This window comes from Streptomyces sp. NPDC052016 (assembly GCF_044548445.1).
Lineage (GTDB): Bacteria > Actinomycetota > Actinomycetes > Streptomycetales > Streptomycetaceae > Streptomyces.
In genome coordinates this window covers 1-18,853 of sequence record NZ_JBIUBX010000054.1, presented here as the reverse complement: position 1 = coordinate 18,853, position 18,853 = coordinate 1, and the positions used below count along the sequence as shown (strand labels likewise).

Genomic DNA, 18,853 nt, shown 5'->3' with positions numbered 1-18,853 from the left:
AGCTCACGGCCCATCCCCAGCCGCTGACTGCCCTGACCCGAGAACAGAAACGCCATGCCGCCACCAGACGCCACCCGCCCGGCCACCACACCCGCCGACGGCACACCAGCCGCCAGATCCCCTAACCCGGCCAGGAGTTCCTCGCGCGATTCGCCCAGCACCACCGCACGGTGATCGAACCGCGCCCGCGTCACCGCCAGCGAACGCCCCACCGCACCGGCGTCCGCGTCGGGCCGCTCATCCACGAAAGCGGCCAGCCGCTCCGCCTGGCCCGCCAACGCCTCCGCGGACTTCCCCGACACCACCCACGGCACCACACGGGAGCCCGTCACCGCATGCGGCTCGTGCCCCGGTCCGGGTTCCGACGGCCCGGAGACCGCGTCGGTGCGCCCGTCCGACAGGACGACATGGCAGTTGGTCCCGCCCATCCCGAAGGAGCTGACACCGGCGTAGAGCGGCTCGTCCTGGCGCGGCCACGGCGTGCGGCTCCGCTGCACGGTCAGCCGGAGCGTGTCGAGGGGTATCTCGGGGTTGGGGGTCTCGTAGTTCAGGCTCGGTACCAGTTCGCGGTGCCGGATCGACAGCGCGGCCTTCAGCAGGCCGACGACGCCGGCGGCGCCCTCCAGGTGGCCGACGTTGGTCTTCACCGATCCGACGCGCAGTTCGGACCCGTCGCCGCGGCCCGCGCCGAGCACCGCGCCCAGGGCGGACGCCTCGATCGGGTCGCCGAGGCGCGTGCCGGTGCCGTGCAGCTCGACGTACTGCACCTGCTCGGTGGGGACGCCGGCGCGCTCGTAGGCCCGGCGCAGGACGTCCTGCTGACCGGCGGATCCGGGCACGGTGAGCCCGTCGGTGGTGCCGTCGTTGTTCATGGCGCTGCCGTGCAGTACGCAGTACACGGGGTCGCCGTCGGCGAGGGCCGCGGACAGGGGCTTCAGTACGACGAAGGCGCCGCCCTCGCCGCGGACGTAGCCGTTGGCGCGGGCGTCGAAGGTGAAGCAGCGGCCGTCCGGTGAGAGGCCGCCGAACTTCTCGGCGCCGACGGTGCTGTCCGGGACGAGGTTGAGGTTGACGCCGCCCGCGATGGCCAGGGTCGACTCACCGCGCCGCAGGCTCTCCGCGGCGAGGTGCACGGCCACCAGTGAGGAGGACTGGCCGGTGTCCACGGCCGCGCTCGGGCCGTGCAGGCCGAGGGTGTAGGAGATGCGGTTGGCGATGACGCCCCGGTTGAGTCCGGTCAGCGTGTGCTGGGTGATGCCCGCGACGCCGCGCTGGTGGGTGAGCGCGGCGTAGTCGTCGGCGATGACGCCGACGAAGACCCCGGTGCGGCTGTCGGCGAGGTCGGTGGGGACGATCCGGGCGTCCTCGAAGGCTTCCCAGGCCAGTTCCAGCATCAGCCGTTGCTGGGGGTCCATCGCGGACGCCTCGCGCGGGCTGATGCCGAAGAACCCGGCGTCGAAGCCGCTCACGTCCTGGAGGTAGCCTCCGGGCCGCGACGGCAGCTCCGAGCGATGGGCGGGCGGCTCACCGATCGCGCTGTGTCCGCCGCGGAGGAGGCTCCACAGTTCTGACGGGTTCTCCGCCTCTGGAAGGCGGCAGGACATTCCGACGATGGCGATCGCTTCGGCCGACGTCGACTTGTGCGCTTCGAGTTCACCCATGGTCGAGCTTGCCTACCTATCGTTGTGTACGAAGTGAGCGGCGGCGCAGCAGTCGCAGCAGTGCGCCGAGCAGCGCGGAGCGGAGCCCCTGCCGGCCGGTGAGCCGCATGAGGGACTGGACGATCCAGAGCCGGCTCTCCAGGACGTGGTGGGGGGATCCGTGCACGTCGTCGTTCTCCAGGACGTGCAGGTCCCGGACGTGCGCGCGCAGCAGGGCCAGGTCCTCGGGCGGGATCACCTCGTCCCGCCGGCTCGCCAGGTAGTACACCGGGATGTCGAGAGCGGCGAGCTGCTCCGCGGAGAGGGCCAGTGACGGCATCAGTCCGGCCAGTCCGTCCGGGGAGGTGCGGGCCAGGTGCGCCAGCGTGTCGACGGTGACCCGGGGCAGTCGCCCCTGCCACGTCCGGTCGGTGAAGAAGGCGCCGACCGGGGCGCCCGCCGTGATCACCGCGCGGATGCGGTGGTCGGTGAGTGCGCAACGCAGGGCGAGGTGCCCGCTGAAGCTCAGGGCCAGGGCCGTGGTGCGGGTGGCGTCGGCACGGTCGGCGACGGAGTCCAGGACGGCTGTGATCATCCGCCAGCCGTCGGCGTCGTAGCGCATGGTGTTCTCGCCGACACCGGGCAGTTCGGTGACGACCGCGGCCAGTCCGAGGCGGTTGGCCAGCCGGAGCGTCGGCGCCCACTGCTCCTTGACGCTGATGATGCCGCCCATGATGAGTACGAGGGGGCGTCGCTCGGTGGTGGACAGGCCGGTCGTCCAGCAGCGGACCCGGTCGTCGCCGACGGTGACGGTGAGCGGCTCGATGTCCCGCTGTTCCTTGCTCCAGCGTTCGAAGGTGTCGAGGTAGCTCTGCTGGGCCCGGGCCCGGCCGGGACCGTCCACGTAGGGGAAGCGGGCCATGACGTAACGGCGGTTGGCGTCGAGGAGTTTTCCGCGCTCGGCGAGCTCGTCACCGGCATCGCGCCAGACCGTCGCCCAGGAGTCCGGAGCTCCGTCGTCGTCGCTGCGGATCCGGTCCAGGATCGGCTGGTACTCCGCGGCGCTCAGCCCCTGGGCCTTGGCGTGCACGACGATGAACTGCTTGAGTTCCGTGATGTCGTTCATGACTGCTCGCCGAAGCGTTCGAGGGCGTCCTTGATCTCGGTGAGGATGTCGGCGGCCTCGCCCCCGTCGATCACTCGGTGGTCGAAGGCGAGACTCAGGCGCATGACCGGGGCGCTGGTCACCGTGCCGTCGCGGACCACGGGCCGGTCGAGGATCCGTCCCACGCCGAGGGTGACGGTGGTGCCGCCGACGGAGTGGAAGGAGTCCACCGCGCGGTGGCCCAGCGAGGTCACGGCGAAGGTGCCGAACACGTCGGCGCGCCGTGTCAGGGGGCGGACGAAGCGCCGGAAGGCGAACCGGCCGACGGGCACGGGAAGACCCTGGAGTCTGCGGACGCCGGCGAACTCGGGCATCCGCTCGGCGTCACCGTCCCGGTAGTGGGAGACCTGTTGCTGGATGTGCGCCAGGTCGGCCTTGGCCAGGTCGGGCAGGACCGCGGAGAGCACGGCCCGCTGGCCGTCGAGTGTGCGGTCCAGCGCGAGCTTGGCGTTGACCTCGGTGTAATGGGCGACGCGCGGCAGCGCGCGGCCGTGGATGGCCGCGTTGGCCTGGGGATGCGCGGCCAGCACACGGGCGCCGGCGTGCAGGACGTAGGTGACCACCGAGTAGCGCCGTCCGGCCTCGCGGGCCGTGTCCCGGTGGCGCAGCACCTCCCCCATGTCGACCTCGGTGTCCAGGAAGACCGGTGAGAACGAGCGGATCTGCTCGAGGAAGTAGAGGGTCTGCCGTCGTTGCCGGGGAACCGGCCGGGGGGTCACGAGCCGACCGCCAGCCGGTAGACGTGCCCGAGGCTGGGGGCTTCCAGCAGGGCGGGCATGGACAGCGTCCGTCCGGTGCTGCGTTCCAGCGCCATCATCAGGGTGAGGAGGTGCACCGAGTCCCAGCCGGGCACCTGGTCGAAACCGGCGTCCATGTCCGCGGCGGTGATCTGCAGGCCGACCTCGTCGCACACGAGGGTGACGAATTCGTCGACGGTGTTCACTCGGTGGTCCCTTCGGCGGCTGTCAGCAGACGGATGTGGTCCGGGGGAGGGGAGATGTCGGTGAGGTCGTGGCAGAAGACGGTGCCGGTGTCGTCCTGGGAGAGCGGGGTGAAGCCGTTGCGGGCGTAGAAGTCGGCGACCTTGCCGTTCTTCGCGGTCGGCCGGTAGTGCCCGAGCACTCGGGCCGCTCCGGTGGCCGCGGCGTGCCGCAGCACCTCGGTCAGGCAGGCCTGTTCGATGCCGCGCGCGAAGACACGGCAGCTGAGCAGGAAGTTGTCGATCTCGAGGTCCGTGCCGGTGCGGCGCAGGAACACCGCTCCGACGAGTCCGTTCACTCCGAACCGGTCGCCGGCGTGGATGCCGTGAACGGAGGCGGTGGGATCGTCCAGGAGCCGGGTCACGTCGGTCTGCTGCAGGCGCCGGGTGGTCAGGTTGAACTGGTTGGTGCGCAGTGTCATCTGGGAGATCCGTGGCACCTCGGCGGCCTCGACGGGGCCGAAGCGGACCCACACCCGGAGTTCGCGCAGGTAGTCCTGGAGCGAGTCGAAGCTCTGCAGGAAGTCGTTCCTGGCCAGTTCGTCACGGTACTTGGCGGGGCGTTGCCGGTCCTCGTCGGTGACCTGCGGCACGTCGAACCAGCCGTCCCGCAGCAGCCGTTCCACGTGCAGGGCCGGTTCGGTGTCCACCTGCACCACGGCCACCTGGGGCAGTTCGCTGCGGACGAGTCCGCACTCGAAGGGGCTGTCGTCGACGAACACGACGCTGTCGACGCCGAGGTTGAGGTCGGCCGCGAGTTCGGTGAGGTTGTCGTGCTTGGGTCGCCAGTTGGCGATGACGCGGACGAAGTCGTCCTCGCGGAGCGTGAGGTCGGGGTGGGTGCGCAGGGTCTCGCGGACCGGGTCCAGGTCGTTCTTGCTGACCGCGGCCACCAGGACGCCCTGGGACGCCAGCTGTCGGACGACCTTCTGGAAGGCTTCGAAGGCCTCGCCCCGATAGGTGCCCGCGACCTCGATGTTCTCGGAGCCGCACTCGCCGAGGATTCCGCCCCACACGGTCTCGTCCAGGTCCAGGGCCAGGACCTTCCTGGTGCGGCCGGCGAGGTTCCTCGCCAGGTGCCCGACCTGGCGGGCGTAGCGGGCGAGCAGGGCCGGGGACAGGTGGGCCTTGGCGTACCTGCTCAGGCGTGCCTCGGTGAGCGGGATGCCTTCGGTGAGCAGGGCGTCCAGGTCGAGCACGACGACGCCGGGGTGGCGGTCGACGAGCCGCAGGAGGGCGGCGTTGGCCTCCCGCCAGGCGGCGCTGAGGTGGGCGCGGGAACGGTGGTCGACCAGTTGGGCGAGGATGGTGTGGGGCAGCGGAAGGGTGTTGAGGACGAGGGTGCCGCCACGGGCGGCACACTGCTCGGCCAGGCCCCGGACCAGGCCCACCTTCGCCTGGATCGCGGACGCCAGGTCGGCGGCCCGCCAGGGTGTGGGCACCTCGTCGAGGACCGCCATGTGGTCCAGGACGCACAGCACGAGATCGGGCGAGCCGGACCACAGGTCGCTGTCGGGAGTGGACAGTTCGGCCACGTAGCTGCCGAACTCGGCGAAGTGCGGCCGCAGCAGCAGGCCGTGCCGGGCGAGTTCGCCGGTCAGTGGGGCGAGCAGGCCCGACAGGGTCGCGTTTCCCGTGACCGACACCCGGATCTGCGGGACGTCGGGGTGTTCCTTGGCGATCTGGTCGCCGTCGAGGCCGGCCAGCAGTTGCCCGGCGCGCACGAGGTCCTCGTCGGTGAGGCCTGTCAGCAGGCGGCTCACCTCCGGGTAGCGCGCGGTGAGGGTGCCCGAGCGGTGCGCCGCGGTGAGCTCGGCGAGCGTCTCCATCCGTTTCAGACCTTCCCCAGGGCGAAGCCGGCTTTGATCCACTTGCTGGACTCGATCGCGATGCCGATGGCCCGGTCGCCGGGGACCATCTCCGGGAGGACGCGCTCCAGTTGGATGAAGGGCGCCGCGTTGCCCGTGTTGGCGATCTCGGTGACGCAGCTGACCTCCTCGGCGCCGGGCAGTCCGAGTTCGGTCACGATGCGGGGGGTCATCGTCCCGGAGAGCTGGGGCGGGAGCAGGTAGTCCACATCGGTCTCGGTCCAGTCCAGTCGGTCCAGGAGTTCCTTGAGGACCTCGGTGGCCATGCCGGGCACCAGTTGCTCGATGGCTTTGTAGTCCTCCTGCAGCGCGGAGTCGCCGGGCCGCCGGTTGGCCTGGCCGTACCAGTCGACGACCTGGCCCGGCGCGCGGCCCAGCCCGGTCAGCCGGTTGAGGATCCCGTGGACGAGGGCGGCGTCGGCCACCGGTTCGGTGGTCAGGACGGCGGCTCCGGCGCCGTCGCCGAACAGCACCACGTTCACCAGCTCGGTGGGGGCCATGGCCTTGAGGTCGAAGTCGACGTCGAAGTGCTTGGCGCAGACGTCGCCGCCGAGGACCAGCGCGGTCCGGTGCTCGCCGGTGAGCAACAGCTGCCGCCCGACGTCGAGCGCGCCGACGGCTCCCGTGCATCCGGACTGGAGTTGGTAGGTGGGGATGTCGTTGATGCCGAGGCGCTCGGCGATCATGTTGACCGTGGCGGGCATCAACTGGTCGGGGGTGGCGGTGCCCATGACCATCACATCGACGTCGTCGGGGCCGAGCCCCGCCGTGTCCAGCGCTCGGCGGGCGGCCTCCGCGCCGAGTTCGGCGAGTGAGGAGCGGACTTCGCCGCTCTCCAGGTCGACGGCCAGGTGGCGCGATCGGGTGCCGATGAACACGTCGACCCACTGCTGCCAGGACGCGTCCATGTTGAACCGGCGGGCCAGGGCCGCGTTGTCCACGGGCGGACCCGGTAGCGCCGACCCGGCCGCCAGGACGCGTACCTCAGGCGTGCTCATAAGTGCTTCCCTTCGGCGAATCCACGCAGGTCGCAGACGAACAATCTGATTCCATGACGAATCTGAACAGTTGGGCTAAAGCCGCCCTGAAGATCTTCCGAAGCGGACGGTGACCGGCGGCCGGACGTGCGCGGGGCCGGCCTCGAGGCCGGCAGCGGAGCCACGGCGGCCACCGGGCCGTCGGGCCCGTTCAGCCGCTCGAGGACATTCGCTCGGCCATCCGCGCCTGGAATGCCTGGAGGTAGGCGAAGTCGAGGTACTCGCGTCCGCCCGTCAGCAGGCCGTCACGCAGTTCGAGGAAGAAGGCGTAGCGGTTACGGAAGTCCAGGCCGAGGGTGGATCCCTCACCGAAGGCCTCGATCACCACCCGCTCCCCCTCGGCGAGCACGCTCTGGATCCGGTAGACCAGCCCGTCGCCCCAGACGTCCCGCATCCGGCCCACTCCCGCGAGGAACTGCTCCCTGTCCTGGACCTCCGGCAGGGGGTGGTGGCTCGCCGGGGTGGCGGCCGCGACCCGCCACGCGAAGTCCGGGGCGAGCACCTTCTCCACGGAGGCCACGTCCCCCTGCCCGACGGCGTACAGAAAATCCTGTGCGACCTGCTTGTTCTGCTCCATGCCCGTCCTCTCCCGGTGGGTCCGGTGGTGAGCACGGAAGTTAGGAAGACCGCCTTAAGCAGGTCTGGGGCGGGCCTAAGGCGGGCCGGCGCGCCCGTCGCCTTTAGAGGCCGACAAGACAGGCCTAAGTGGAGGCGGTCACGGTCTGCGGACAAGCGTGGTCCGTGATGATGAGGAGCCGTCCATGATGACCGAACCGCCGGAGACCACAGAGGAGCTCGGACGTCGGTGGAGTCTGTTCCAGCCCTGGCTGCAGGAGGACCCGGTCTCGCAGTTCGCCAAGCTCCGCGAGTCGGCTCCGATCGTGCGTTCCGAGGAGTTCGGCGGCTTCTGGATTCTCACGCGGTACGACGACATCGAGTGGGCGGCCAAGAACCCCGAGATCTTCTCGAACGCGAAGGTCAGCATCCCGCACATCCAGCTGTACGCGGACAAGCAGATCCCGGTCCAGATGGACGGCGAGGAGCACCGGCTGTGGCGCCAGACGCTGACCACGGTGTTCAATCCGTCCGTGGTCAACCAGCTCACCCCGCAGATCCGCGAGGCGGCCGTCGACCTGATCGAGCCGATCGCGAAGCAGGGCAGCTGTGAGGCGATCGCCGACTTCGCGGTCCCGCTCCCGGCCGAGACCTTCCTGATCAACTTCGGAATCGGTCGCGAGAACCTCCAGCAGCTCCTCGATCACAAGGACTGGCTGCGCAAGAACGCGCTGGGTGGCAACACGGACGAGGACAGGTACGCGGCGAGCAGACCCCTGTGGACGTTCTTCTCCGACGCCGTCGACCGGCGCCGCAGCGAGGGCTACGCCGACCGCTACGACGTGATCAGCCTGCTGCTGAAGACCCGGTTCGAGGGGCGCGACCTGACCCAGGACGAGATCGTCAACGTGGTCTTCATGACGATGCTGGCAAGCCTGGACACCACCAACTCGATCCTGGGCCTGATCCTCCTGTACCTCGCGGAACACCCGGAGGTACAGGACCTGATCGTCGCGTCTCCCGAGAGGATCCCGCTGGTCATCGAGGAGCTGATCCGGTTCCAGGCCATGGGCAGTTCGGCGCGTGTGCTCGCCCGGGACGTCGAGCGGCACGGCGTCACCCTGCGCGCCGGCGAACAGGTGCTGATGTCGTGGGGCATGTCGGGACGCGACCCGCGGGCCTTCGACCGCCCGGACGAGGTCGACTTCGATCGCTCGGCGGTTCGCCACCTGAGCTTCGGCATCGGACCGCACCGGTGCCTCGGCATGCATCTCGCACGGCGGATCCTCAAGGTCGCCCTGGAGGAGTGGCACCAGCGCATCCCGCGCTACCACGTGACGCCCGGATCGACGCGCCGCCACCACTACTCCCCCGTGCGCGGTATGAACCGCCTCGACCTGACGGTCGGGTGACGCACATGGTCCACATTCGCGTCGACCGGACGCGGTGCAACGGGCACGGCCTGTGCGAGACGGTCAGCCCCGGGGTCTACGAGGTCAACCCGGACACGAGCTTCAACGAGGCGGGCGAGTTCGACGTGGCGGACGTCCTTCGCGCGGCCGCCCGCAGCGGAGCGAACGCCTGCCCGGAGGGCGCCATCACCGTCGTCGAGAAGCCGACGGACTGACCTCCGGGCGCACGAGCGACCGGGCGTGCGGGCGTGTCCCCCTTCCACGCCGCACGCCCGGTCGCACTCCTTTTCACGCCCCGGCGGGGCCGGTGGCCCGGAACAGTCGATTCGCCAGCGCGGCCCGCGACTTGATCCCCAGTTTCCGGTAGATGTTGGTCAGGTGCACGTCCACGGTACGGGGGCTGAGAGAAAGGGTCTCCGCGATGTCCTTGGTCCGCTCGCCCTTTCCGGCCAGCCTGGCGATCTCGATCTCGCGGGCGGTGAGCAGCGCCGCCACGTCGCCGGGTTCCGAGGCGGCCTCCGCGTCTTCGATCAGGCGGTCGAGCCGGCGCTGGTACCTCTTCGCGTTCTCGTACTCGTGCCGCGCGCCGCACCGACGGGCGAGTTCCCTGGCGAGGGCGAGCAGGGTCGCCGCCTCGTCGTACCGGGCGCAGTCCGAGGCGCTGGCGGCTGCCAGGATCAGCGTCCGCGCATGGGCCACGAGCATCTTGGCCGCCGAGAACAGGTCGGCGGCGCTCCGGTATTCGAGCATGGCGGCCTCGTGGTCACCGGTGGCGCTCAGCACGTGCGCCTTCGCGCTCATCGCGAAGGCGCCGTGCGAGGGCACTCCGGTGGACAGGGCGGCGGAGTGCGCCGATCCTGCCCATGTCGCGGCGGCGGCGGTGTCCCCGGCGGCCACCGCGGCCGCGGTCAGCTTCTCGAAGCAGCGCGCCCGCTGCATGAGCGGCACCCTTGGCAGGTTCGGACCGTGCCCGGCGTCGAGCAGCAACGCACGGCAGCCGTGCGGGTCGCCGGCCGTCAGGACGGCGTCGGCGAAGATCAACACCGCTTCGATGCCCCGGTAGAAGCAGTCGGAGGACAGCAGCCCGAGTGCCTCCTCGGCGAGGGCGACCGCCTTCTCGGGGTGGGCGTGGCCCTCGGTCGCGGAGACGCAGGCGGCCTGCCGGGCGAGGGTCAGCCCCAGCACATGGTCGGCACCCATCACCCGGGCCAGATGGCCCGCCTCGGCCGCGGTGTGCAACGCGCTCTCGAGCGGCCCGATCTGGTGGTAGACGGTGCTCAGTCCCAGAAGCATCACGGGAACGTGATGGTGCGCCCTGGAGGCGCGCGCGATCGAGACACCGCGCGTGAAGTGCCGTTTCGCCTGCGCGAAGCGGTCCAGGTGGACTTCCGCGCCACCGAGCATGGCGAGGTAGTCCGCATGCTCGCCGAGTTCCGCGTCGGGCAGCATGTCCACGATGGACGCGCAGACGGTGGCGGCTGCTTCGGCGCCGCCGACGTCGCCGGTGAAGAGCCGTTCGAGCGCCAGGGCGGCGAGCGCTCCCGCCTCGTTGGCGCGGTCCTCGTGCTGCTGGGACAGCCGCACGCAGCGTTCCATCAGGGTGGTCGAGTCCAGCCTCCGCTGCATGCTCATCACGAACTGCCGGGCGAGGATGAGTTCGACCGCCTCGGTGGATGTGTCGGAGGGCAGCTGCGCCAGTTCGTCCTCGAGGAGGCGGCCCGCTTCGACGTGGTGGCCCAGCAGGTTCTCCAGCTGGGCACACAGGATCACGGCCGACGCGCGTACCCGCGGAGGGCAGGGCGGGATCTGGTCCAGCGTCCGCAGGTAGAGCTCGCGGCTCTCGGCCGTGCGCCCGGCGGCCATGAAGGCGCAGGCCAGCTTCAGGGAGAGCTGGAGCCGCTCGGCGCGGTGGCGCCCGTCGTCCGGAAGGGTGTGCAGCATGGCCCTCAGCCAGCGCACCGACGACGAGGGGTCCGAGCGGACGGCGTGGTCCGCGACCCGCACGAGTGTCGGCAGGTCCTGCGGTTCCAGATGGTCGAGCAGACATTCGACGTGCGCGGCCTGGCTCGCGACCGGGGCGTTCCGGTCGAGGAGAACCCGCAGAGCCCTGCGATGGGCGGACAGCCGCCAGAGGGGGTCGGTGTGGGCGCACACGAGACGCCGGACGACCGGATGGCGGAAGGTGTACTGGGCACGTGTACCGACCGGGCGGAGGATGTCCCGTCCGAGGAGACGGGCGACGGATCGCCTCACCTCATCGGAGCCGAGTTCCGCGACGGCCGTCAGGGCCGCGAGATCGAAGCGGTCGCCGATCACCGCCGCGGCCGTCACCACGGTCTTCTCGTCGGTGTTCAGTGCGGCCAGTTCACCGAGGAGCATGTCGGTCCCCAGTTCGGCGTCGCATTCCACCGACTTCGACGACGCCTCCGGGTCTCCGTGGGCCAGCATCAGCAGGTAGGCCGGATTTCCGTCGCTCTGACGGTGCAGGTGACGCAGACGCTCGTCGTACGGCGGAAGGCCGAGGATCTGCGACGACTGGCTCAGCGACAGCGCGCCCAGTTCCACGCGCTCCACCGTGCCCAACGCGACTCCGTGGGCGAAGGAACTCCTCAGCCGGGCGGAAGCCTGCCGGTTGCGGTGCGCGATCACCAGCAGCAGCCGGGGGACGGGGAACCGGACCAGGTGGTCGAGCAGTTCCACGGAGTCCGGATCCGCGTGGTGGAAGTCGTCGAGGACCAGGACCATCCCCGGCCCCGCGGAGTGCGCGAGGAGCGTCCGGACCGCTTTGCGGAATTGGACGCGCTCCGGCGACGTGAGCTTGTTCGTGCTGCCGTCCCATGACGGAGTGTCGACGAAAGCACCCCGTAACAACTGTGCGCTGTCAGCGGGAAGGCGGTCGATGAGATCGAGCGCCGTGGGACTGCTCAACGCGTGGACGAACGGATGGAAAGGTATCTCCCGTTCCTCATCGACGCAGCGGCCGGATAATAATGTGACGTTTCTTTGGCAGGCCTCTTGCGCCAGGTCGGAGACGAGCCGAGACTTGCCAGTCCCAGGCGCTCCCACCACTTCCACGATGCGTCCCGTATTGCTGCCGATCGAGTCCAGCGCCGTGAAAAGCCGCTGCAGTTCCTCTCCTCGAACGGAACCGGAACATCCCCTTTTCTGGTCTTCCTGATGCCTCACCAGGACCATCCCCCGTGTCGGTTAAGGCTCTTCCTTATCCGCTCAACTTTCGTTGAGTCTACAGCGGCATGCGATCGCATTGAGGGCAAGGACGGTCAGTCGTCGGTCCAGCGGCAAACGGTCCAGCGGCAGCGCCGAGCGGGGCGGCCGGCGCCCCCGTAGCGCGGCGAGCGCGGGACGCGCGACCGGTTCGGCGGTCTGCGGGGTGGGTCCTTGGGCAGGTGGCTCCCCGGAGCCGGACGGTGATCCCCCGGCCGGGCGCGCGACGGGCGCGGCTCGCGGGGCACGGGTCCCCTCGGTTGGTTCCGGTGCCCGTGTCCGGTCGAATCCGGTGCCCGTGCCCGGTCGAATCCGGTGCCCCTCTCTGTGGCCGTGGCCCGTCGGATCCGGTGCCCCTGTCCCCTCAGATCCGGTGCCCCTGTGCCGTCAGCCACCGATGGACGGTCTCCTTGTCCGCCGGAGTGATCCGCACCGCCCCCTCGACGTGCGGGCCCTCGTCCTCGTTGAAGGCGGTGTCGGTGACCCGGGCGGTCACCCAGTGGGCCAGGTCCAGGGCGGACCGGTCGGGCAGGGCACCCCGTTCCCATCCGGTGCGGGCCTCACGGGCCGCGGCCCTGTCGTGCCGCTCGGTCTCCTCCAGCCAGGCCTCGACGAGCCGCTCGACGGTCCTGCGCTCCTCGGACGGGGCCGGCTGATGCTGGTGCTCGCTGTTCATGGGGGCCGGGTGCCCCGGAACGGGGAGCGGGAGACGCCCGCGCACTCCTTTCCTGCGTTTCCCGCGGCTTTCCGAAGGCTTTCCTCCGGCCGGTGTCGAAGGCGCGTGCCCGGGTACTCGGGGACCTCGCCGTCACGGTTCCGCGGGGTCGGTCCGCCCGATGCGGACCGGACGACGGGGCCGACCAGGAAAAAGGGCAGGAAACAAGGGGGCAGTGATGACGCAGCACGCAGACGACAACGCTCTCGAACAGCACGCGGGCGTCGCGGAGCTGCGTCTCGCCACGGGTGATCCCGTCCCCGTCCCGCAGAACGGCGCGGTCGTCCCGCAGAACGGCGTGGCGGAGGATCTCCCTCTCGACCGCAACCAGGCGATCCTGCAGGCCGCGAAGCAGGTCGGCTCGATTCTCAAGCGCAAGGGGCACAGGTTCGCCCTGGCGGGCAGCGTCGCGGTCTACGCCCACGGCGGCACCCAGAACCTCCAGCACGACGTCGACTTCTGCTTCCGCCCCGAGGACGCGGAAGCCGTCGCGGAGACGCTGCGGGAGGCCGGGCTGCCGGTGTACGCGCCGCCGGAGGACTGGCTGCTGAAGGCGAGCTGCCTGGGACAGCAGGTCGACCTCATCTTCGAGCTCGCCCACCAGCCGGTCACGACCGAGCTGCTGGACCGGGCCGAGCCTTTGTCGGTCGACTCGGTGTTCATGCCGGTCCTGTCGCCGACCGACCTGGTGCACAGCCTGCTGGCGGCCTTCTCCGAGCACCACTGCGACTTCGGGGCGGTGCTGCCGATCGCCCGTACGCTGCGGGAGAAGGTCGACTGGGAGACGGTGCGCCGCGCCTGCGGGGACCAGCCGATGCCCGACGCGTTCTTCTACTTCCTGGAGCGGCTCGAGGTCATTCCGCCGAGGCCGAAGGAGGAAAAGTGATGAGGCCCCTCGCGGAGCACGCGGGCGGAGCCGGGAGCGCCGGCCAGGCCCCCGAGAACGTCGAATACCGCGTCGCCCACCTGCGCGACCGGCTCGCCGCGGAGGAGCTCGGTGAGCTGGGCGTACGGGCGGAGGTGCGGGCCGGATCGATCGTGGTGACCGGTACGGTGCCCTCGACGCAATGCCGGGAGACCCTGCTGCGGACCGTCGAGGAGGAACTGGCGGGGCTCGCCGTGCACACCGACGTGGTGGTGGCGGAGACCACGTCCCCCGACCACGCGGAGGACCTTCCATGATCCGGGTCGCCGCGGTGGGGGACATCCACATGGGGCCGGACAGCCAGGGTCTGCTGCGGCCGGCGTTCGAAACCCTGCCCGACTGTGCCGACATGCTGCTGCTGGCGGGCGACCTCACGCGTCACGGCACGCCGGAAGAGGCGCGGGTGGTGGCGCAGGAGGTCCGTGGGCTTCACGTGCCGGTCGTGGCGGTGCTCGGCAACCACGACCACCACGACGAGCAGCCCGAGAAGGTGGCCGACATCCTCAAGGACGCGGACGTGACCGTTCTGGAGGGTGACGGCACGATCGTCGAGTGCGGCGGGACGCGCGTGGGCGTCGCCGGGACGAAGGGCTTCTGCGGCGGGTTCGTGGGGCGCAGCGCCGGGGAGTTCGGCGAACCGCTGATGAAGGAGTTCGTCCGCTACACCCGCCGCAGCGCCGACGGTCTGCGCACCGCGCTGGAGGAGCTGGGCAAGGAAGGCTGCGAGGTGCGGGTGGCGCTCACCCACTTCTCGCCCGTGGCCGACACGCTGGCCGGTGAGCCGCTGGAGATCTACCCGTTCCTCGGCAGCTACCTGCTGGCCGAGGCGATCGACACGGCGGGCGCCGACCTGTCCGTCCACGGGCACGCCCACATGGGCACGGAACACGGGATGACCGCGGGCGGCGTCCGCGTGCGGAACGTGGCGCAGCCGGTCATCAAGCGGGCGTTCAACGTGTACCAGTTGCACACCGACTGACGCCGGCGCCGCCGCGTCGCCTCCCGGTCGGGATCGGCAGTGCAAACGTGCCGTCGCCGTCTTTCGGTTGCGCCGGAGGCGTCCGGTGGTGCGTCCCGCGTCCGGCGGCACGGACACGGTCCGGCTCACGCCGTGGCGCTGACACGTTCAGGTGATGATCGAGCGGACCGGTCCGCCGGCCGGCCGTGCGCCCGTATCCAGGGCGCATGGACAATTCCGATGCCTCTGTAGACCCCTCCCCGCGTACGGTCTCCCGCCGGCGGTTCACGGCCGCGGCCGGCACGGCCGGGGCCGCGCTCGTGACCGCCGTCCCGGTCCCGGCGGCGGCCCTGCCGCAGGCCCCCTGCCCGCCGACGCCGACCGCCGACTGGGCCACGTGCCTGGCGGTCGCCCGGGCCCTGCTGGTGGTCGACGAGGAGGACCGGCCGCTCGTGCCCGGCTACCGCGAGATCCTCGGCTCCGGGTTGCCGCGCTCCGGGACGAGGACCGCGAAGAAGGTGCTCGTGGTGGGCGCTGGGCCGGCGGGGCTGGTGGCCGCCTGGCTGCTGAAGCGGGCCGGACACCAGGTCACGCTCGTGGAGGCCAACGGCAACCGGGTCGGCGGCCGGATCAAGACCTTCCGTACCGGCGGGCACGAGCACGCGTCCCAGGCGTTCGCCGATCCGCGCCAGTACGCGGAGGCGGGGGCCATGCGGATCCCCGGCAGCCATCCGCTGGTGATGGCCCTGATCGACCAGCTCGGCGTCGAGCGCCGCCGGTTCCACCTCGTCGACGTCGACGCCCAGGGCAAGCCGGTCAACAACGCCTGGCTCCACGTCAACGGCGTGCGGGTGCGGCGTTCCGAGTACGCCCGGTCGCCGCGCAGGGTCAACCGGTCGTTCGGTGTACCCCGACGGTACTGGGACACTCCGTCCTCGACGATCCTGCGGGAGGCCCTGGACCCCGTCCGCGACGAGTTCAGCACCGTCGGCGCGGACGGCCGGCGCGTCGACAAGCCGATGCCGGAGCGGGTACGGGGCTGGGCACGGGTCGTGCGGAAGTACGGGGACTGGTCGATGTACCGGTTCCTGACCGAGGAGGCCCGTCTGGACGAGCGCACCATCGATCTCGTCGGCACCCTGGAGAACCTCACCTCGCGACTGCCGCTGTCCTTCATCCACAGCTTCATCAGTGCCTCGCTGATCAGCCCGGACACCGCGTTCTGGGAGCTGGTCGGCGGCACGGCGACGCTGCCGGACGCGCTGCTGCGGGAGGTGTCCGACGTGCTGCGCCTCGACCGGCGCGCGACCCGCATCGAGTACTGGGCTCCGGACCGGCACGGCGCCGACGGCGCCGAGGGCTCGCCGCACGTGCGCGCGGACGGCCCGCACGTGTGGATCGACACCGTGTCCGAGGGCCGCGACGGGAAGGTGGTGCGCGAGCAGTTCACGGGTGACGTCGCGATCGTCACCGTGCCGTTCTCCGGGCTGCGGCAGGTGCAGGTCAGCCCGCTGATGTCGTACCGGAAGCGGCGGGCCGTCGCCGAGTTGCACTACGACAGCGCGACCAAGGTGCTGCTGGAGTTCAGCCGGCGCTGGTGGGAGTTCACGGAGGCCGACTGGAAGCGGGAACTGGACGCCGTACGGCCGGGTCTGCACGACGACTACCGGGCCGGCCGGGCGCCCGCCGACGGGAGTCTGCTGGGCGCGCACCCCTCCGTGCCGCCGGGGCACATCAGCGCGGCACAGCGGGTGCACTACGCCGCCAACCGGTGGGTGACCCGGGACCAGCCCGAGGCGGCGCACATCGTCGGCGGGGGCTCGGTCTCCGACAACTCCAACCGTTTCATGATCAACCCGTCCCACCCGGTCGACGGCAGCCGGGGCGGTGTCGTGCTCGCCTCCTACAGCTGGGCCGACGACGCGTCGCGCTGGGACTCCCTCGACGACGACGCCCGCTACCCGCACGCGCTGCGCGGTCTGCAGCAGGTGTACGGACAGCGCGTCGAGGCCTTCTACACGGGCGCCGGCCGCACCCAGAGCTGGCTGCGCGATCCGTACGCCTACGGCGAGGCGTCCGTTCTGCTCCCCGGCCAGCACACGGAACTGCTGGCCGCCATCCGCACGCCCGAGGGGCCGCTGCACTTCGCGGGCGACCACACCTCGGTCAAGCCCTCGTGGATCGAGGGGGCGGTGGAGTCGGCGGTGCGGGCGGCGCTGGAGGTGCACATGACGTGAGGTCGACGCCGGGGCAGGTTTTGAACACGTTCAAATAGGCAGTAGGCTCCCCTTCGTACGAGGAGGGGAGCCTCTCGATGAAGATCGTCATACCCGGGGGTACCGGGCAGGTGGGGACCGTGCTGAGGCGGGCGCTGGGCGCCGCGGGGCACGAGGTGGTCGTGCTGAGCCGCCGGCCGGCGGCCCCGGGAGAGGTCGCCTGGGACGGCCGGACGCCGGGGCCCTGGACGGAGGAGGTCGACGGCAGCGATGTCGTGATCAACCTGGCGGGCCGCAGCGTCGACTGCCGCTACACCCCCGCCAACCTCCGCACGATGATGGACTCCCGGGTGCACTCCACCCGGGTCGTGGGGGAGGCGATCGCCCGGGCCGCCCGGCCTCCTCGCCTCTGGCTCCAGATGAGCACCGCCACGATCTACGCCCACCGCTTCGACGCGCCGAACGACGAGACCACCGGAGTCATCGGAGGCGCCGAACCCGGTGTCCCCGGCTACTGGTCCTACAGCATCGACATCGCCAGGAACTGGGAACGGGAGCAGAACGACGCCGACACGCCGCACACCCGCAAGGTGGCCCTGCGCTCCGCCATGGTGATGAGCCCGGACCGCGGCGGCGTCTTCGACGTCCTGTCCAGGATGACCCGCCTCGGCCTCGGAGGTCCGGTCGCGGGCGGCGCCCAGTACGTGTCGTGGATCCACGACCACGACTTCGCCCGCGCGGTCGAGTTCCTGACCGGCCGGGAGGACATCACCGGCCCGGTGAACCTCGCCGCCCCCACCCCCCTCCCCCACCGCGCCTTCATGCGTGCGCTGCGCTCCGCCTGGGGCGTCCCGGTGGGGCTGCCCGCGACCCGGTGGATGGCCGAAGCCGGCGCCTTCGTCCTCCGCTCGGACACCGAACTCCTCCTCAAGAGCCGCCGGGTCGTCCCCGGCCGTCTCCTGGAGGAGGGCTTCGCCTTCGGGCACCCCGAGTGGCCGGAGGCGGCGGAGGACCTCGTACGGCGGGCGCGCGGTTGAGGGAGTGTACGGGCGGGAGGGCGTTCCCCGTCCCGCCCGGACACGAGCCGCGCGGACGCGCTACGGGGGAATGCGTCCGCGCGGCGTTCCATGGGGCCGGGGGTCAGCCGGTCGCGCGTACCGCTTCGCGGATCAGGTCCGCGACCTCCTTCGGCCGGGAGACGGCGACGGCGTGCGAAGCGCCCTCGAGTTCGACGACGGTCGCGCCGGCCCGCTTGGCTCCGAAGCGCTCGACCTCGGGGTTGATCGCCTCGTCCGCGGCGGCGACGAGGGCCCAGGAGGGCTTGGTCTTCCAGGCGGCCGCGGCGGCGGTCTCCTCGAACGCGGCGGCGGCGAGCGGACGCTGGGACGCGGCGAGGACCTTGGTGACGTCGGCCGGCACGTCGGCGGCGAACACCGACGGGAAGGCGTCCTCGGCGATGGTGACCTCGACGGCCGGCTCGCCGCCCGGGACCGGGTACGTCCACTGCTTCAGGCTGCCGACCAGCGGGGAGAGCGGGAAGCGGCCCTGCAGCTCGCCCAGGCTCTCGCCCTCCTCCAGGACGTAGGCGGCGACGTAGACCAGGCCGACGACGTTCTCGGTGGTGCCGGCGACGGTGATGAGGGCTCCGCCGTAGGAGTGGCCGACGAGCACGACGGGGCCGTCGATCTGGGCGGCGACGGAGGCGACGTACGCGGCGTCGGAGGCCAGTCCGCGCAGCGGGTTGGGCGGGGCGATCACCGGGATGCCCTGCTCCTGCAGCTCGGCGATGACGCCGGACCAGCTGCCGGCGTCGGCGAACGCGCCGTGGACCAGGAGGACGGTCGGGGTGGTGGTCATGGCTGTGCTGTCTCCTCGGTCAGGCGGTGTGCAGGTCGGCGCGCAGGGTGCGGACGGCCAGCGCGATGGCGGCCTCGGCGGCGTGGGTCGAGCGCAGGGCGTTGAGCATCACGAAGTCGTGGATGACGCCCTGGAAACGGACGGCGGTGACCGGGACGCCCGCCTCGCGCAGCTTGTTGGCGTAGGCCTCGCCCTCGTCGCGCAGCACGTCGGCCTCGGCGGTGATGACGAGGGCCGGGGGCAGGCCGGTGAGCTGCTCGGTGGTGGCGCGCAGCGGGGACGCGGTGATCTGGGCGCGCTC

The 18,853-nt window shown here is 71.1% G+C and carries 18 protein-coding genes; 7 read left to right on the top strand and 11 right to left on the bottom strand.

Annotated elements, in window-relative coordinates; translation table 11 throughout:
* The 7 genes from ACIHAR_RS39210 to ACIHAR_RS39180 form a co-directional block, all read right to left on the bottom strand.
* A partial coding sequence (locus tag ACIHAR_RS39210) for a type I polyketide synthase (RefSeq protein WP_400024043.1) occupies positions 1-1,661 on the bottom strand: 1,661 nt, incomplete at its 3' end.
* Positions 1,662-1,677: 16 nt separating this feature from the next.
* On the bottom strand, positions 1,678-2,766 hold the full coding sequence (locus tag ACIHAR_RS39205) for an alpha/beta fold hydrolase (protein WP_400024041.1): 1,089 nt from the start codon (positions 2,764-2,766) through the stop codon (positions 1,678-1,680).
* Entirely contained in the window at positions 2,763-3,524 is a 762-nt protein-coding gene (locus tag ACIHAR_RS39200) for a 2-oxo acid dehydrogenase subunit E2 (RefSeq protein WP_400024040.1), read from the bottom strand. The genes ACIHAR_RS39205 and ACIHAR_RS39200 overlap by 4 nt, the downstream gene beginning before the upstream one ends.
* The gene (locus ACIHAR_RS39195) at positions 3,521-3,748 is read right to left on the bottom strand and encodes an acyl carrier protein (RefSeq protein WP_365472312.1); all 228 of its coding nucleotides are present in this window, start codon (positions 3,746-3,748) and stop codon (positions 3,521-3,523) included. Before ACIHAR_RS39195 ends, ACIHAR_RS39200 begins: the two co-directional genes overlap by 4 nt.
* Positions 3,745-5,613: an HAD-IIIC family phosphatase gene (locus ACIHAR_RS39190; protein ID WP_400024039.1), complete on the bottom strand. Its 1,869-nt coding sequence runs from the start codon at positions 5,611-5,613 to the stop codon at positions 3,745-3,747. Before ACIHAR_RS39190 ends, ACIHAR_RS39195 begins: the two co-directional genes overlap by 4 nt.
* Before the next feature lie 5 nt (positions 5,614-5,618).
* Positions 5,619-6,650 carry a 3-oxoacyl-ACP synthase III family protein gene (locus tag ACIHAR_RS39185; protein WP_365472317.1) on the bottom strand — a complete coding sequence of 344 codons (1,032 nt, stop codon included), beginning with the start codon at positions 6,648-6,650 and terminating at the stop codon, positions 5,619-5,621.
* 190 nt (positions 6,651-6,840) lie between these two features.
* Positions 6,841-7,266: a nuclear transport factor 2 family protein gene (locus ACIHAR_RS39180; RefSeq protein ID WP_365472320.1), complete on the bottom strand. Its 426-nt coding sequence runs from the start codon at positions 7,264-7,266 to the stop codon at positions 6,841-6,843.
* A 184-nt stretch (positions 7,267-7,450) separates the two neighbouring features.
* Between ACIHAR_RS39180 and ACIHAR_RS39175 the strand changes: the two genes are divergently transcribed.
* On the top strand, positions 7,451-8,656 hold the full coding sequence (locus tag ACIHAR_RS39175) for a cytochrome P450 (protein ID WP_365472323.1): 1,206 nt from the start codon (positions 7,451-7,453) through the stop codon (positions 8,654-8,656).
* A gap of 5 nt (positions 8,657-8,661) precedes the next feature.
* Positions 8,662-8,871 (top strand): ferredoxin, encoded by a 210-nt coding sequence (locus ACIHAR_RS39170; protein WP_365472325.1) that lies wholly within the window; start codon positions 8,662-8,664, stop codon positions 8,869-8,871.
* Positions 8,872-8,944: 73 nt separating this feature from the next.
* On the opposite strand, the gene ACIHAR_RS39165 is transcribed toward ACIHAR_RS39170, so the two are convergent.
* Entirely contained in the window at positions 8,945-11,851 is a 2,907-nt protein-coding gene (locus ACIHAR_RS39165) for a helix-turn-helix transcriptional regulator (RefSeq protein WP_400024037.1), read from the bottom strand.
* Between the two features lie 394 nt (positions 11,852-12,245).
* Complete coding sequence (locus ACIHAR_RS39160) at positions 12,246-12,557, bottom strand: hypothetical protein (RefSeq protein WP_365472331.1); 312 nt, start codon at positions 12,555-12,557, stop codon at positions 12,246-12,248.
* 217 nt (positions 12,558-12,774) lie between these two features.
* Here ACIHAR_RS39160 and ACIHAR_RS39155 point away from each other — a divergent pair, with 217 nt between their 5' ends.
* The 5 genes from ACIHAR_RS39155 (at position 12,775) to ACIHAR_RS39135 (ending at position 17,732) form a co-directional block, all read left to right on the top strand.
* Positions 12,775-13,482, top strand: a complete 708-nt coding sequence (locus tag ACIHAR_RS39155; RefSeq protein WP_400024035.1) for a nucleotidyltransferase domain-containing protein — start codon at positions 12,775-12,777, stop codon at positions 13,480-13,482.
* On the top strand, positions 13,482-13,778 hold the full coding sequence (locus ACIHAR_RS39150) for a hypothetical protein (RefSeq protein WP_365472337.1): 297 nt from the start codon (positions 13,482-13,484) through the stop codon (positions 13,776-13,778). The genes ACIHAR_RS39155 and ACIHAR_RS39150 overlap by 1 nt, the downstream gene beginning before the upstream one ends.
* Positions 13,775-14,500: a metallophosphoesterase gene (locus ACIHAR_RS39145; protein ID WP_365472340.1), complete on the top strand. Its 726-nt coding sequence runs from the start codon at positions 13,775-13,777 to the stop codon at positions 14,498-14,500. The genes ACIHAR_RS39150 and ACIHAR_RS39145 overlap by 4 nt, the downstream gene beginning before the upstream one ends.
* Positions 14,501-14,706: 206 nt before the next feature.
* On the top strand, positions 14,707-16,716 hold the full coding sequence (locus ACIHAR_RS39140; RefSeq protein ID WP_400024033.1) for a flavin monoamine oxidase family protein: 2,010 nt from the start codon (positions 14,707-14,709) through the stop codon (positions 16,714-16,716).
* 77 nt (positions 16,717-16,793) lie between these two features.
* A complete protein-coding gene (locus tag ACIHAR_RS39135) occupies positions 16,794-17,732 on the top strand; it encodes an epimerase (RefSeq protein WP_400024031.1) in 939 nt (312 codons plus the stop codon).
* A gap of 103 nt (positions 17,733-17,835) precedes the next feature.
* On the opposite strand, the gene ACIHAR_RS39130 is transcribed toward ACIHAR_RS39135, so the two are convergent.
* A complete protein-coding gene (locus tag ACIHAR_RS39130; RefSeq protein WP_365472349.1) occupies positions 17,836-18,552 on the bottom strand; it encodes an alpha/beta hydrolase in 717 nt (238 codons plus the stop codon).
* A gap of 19 nt (positions 18,553-18,571) precedes the next feature.
* On the bottom strand, positions 18,572-18,853 hold a 282-nt coding region (locus ACIHAR_RS39125), incomplete at its 5' end, for an alpha/beta hydrolase fold domain-containing protein (RefSeq protein ID WP_400024029.1).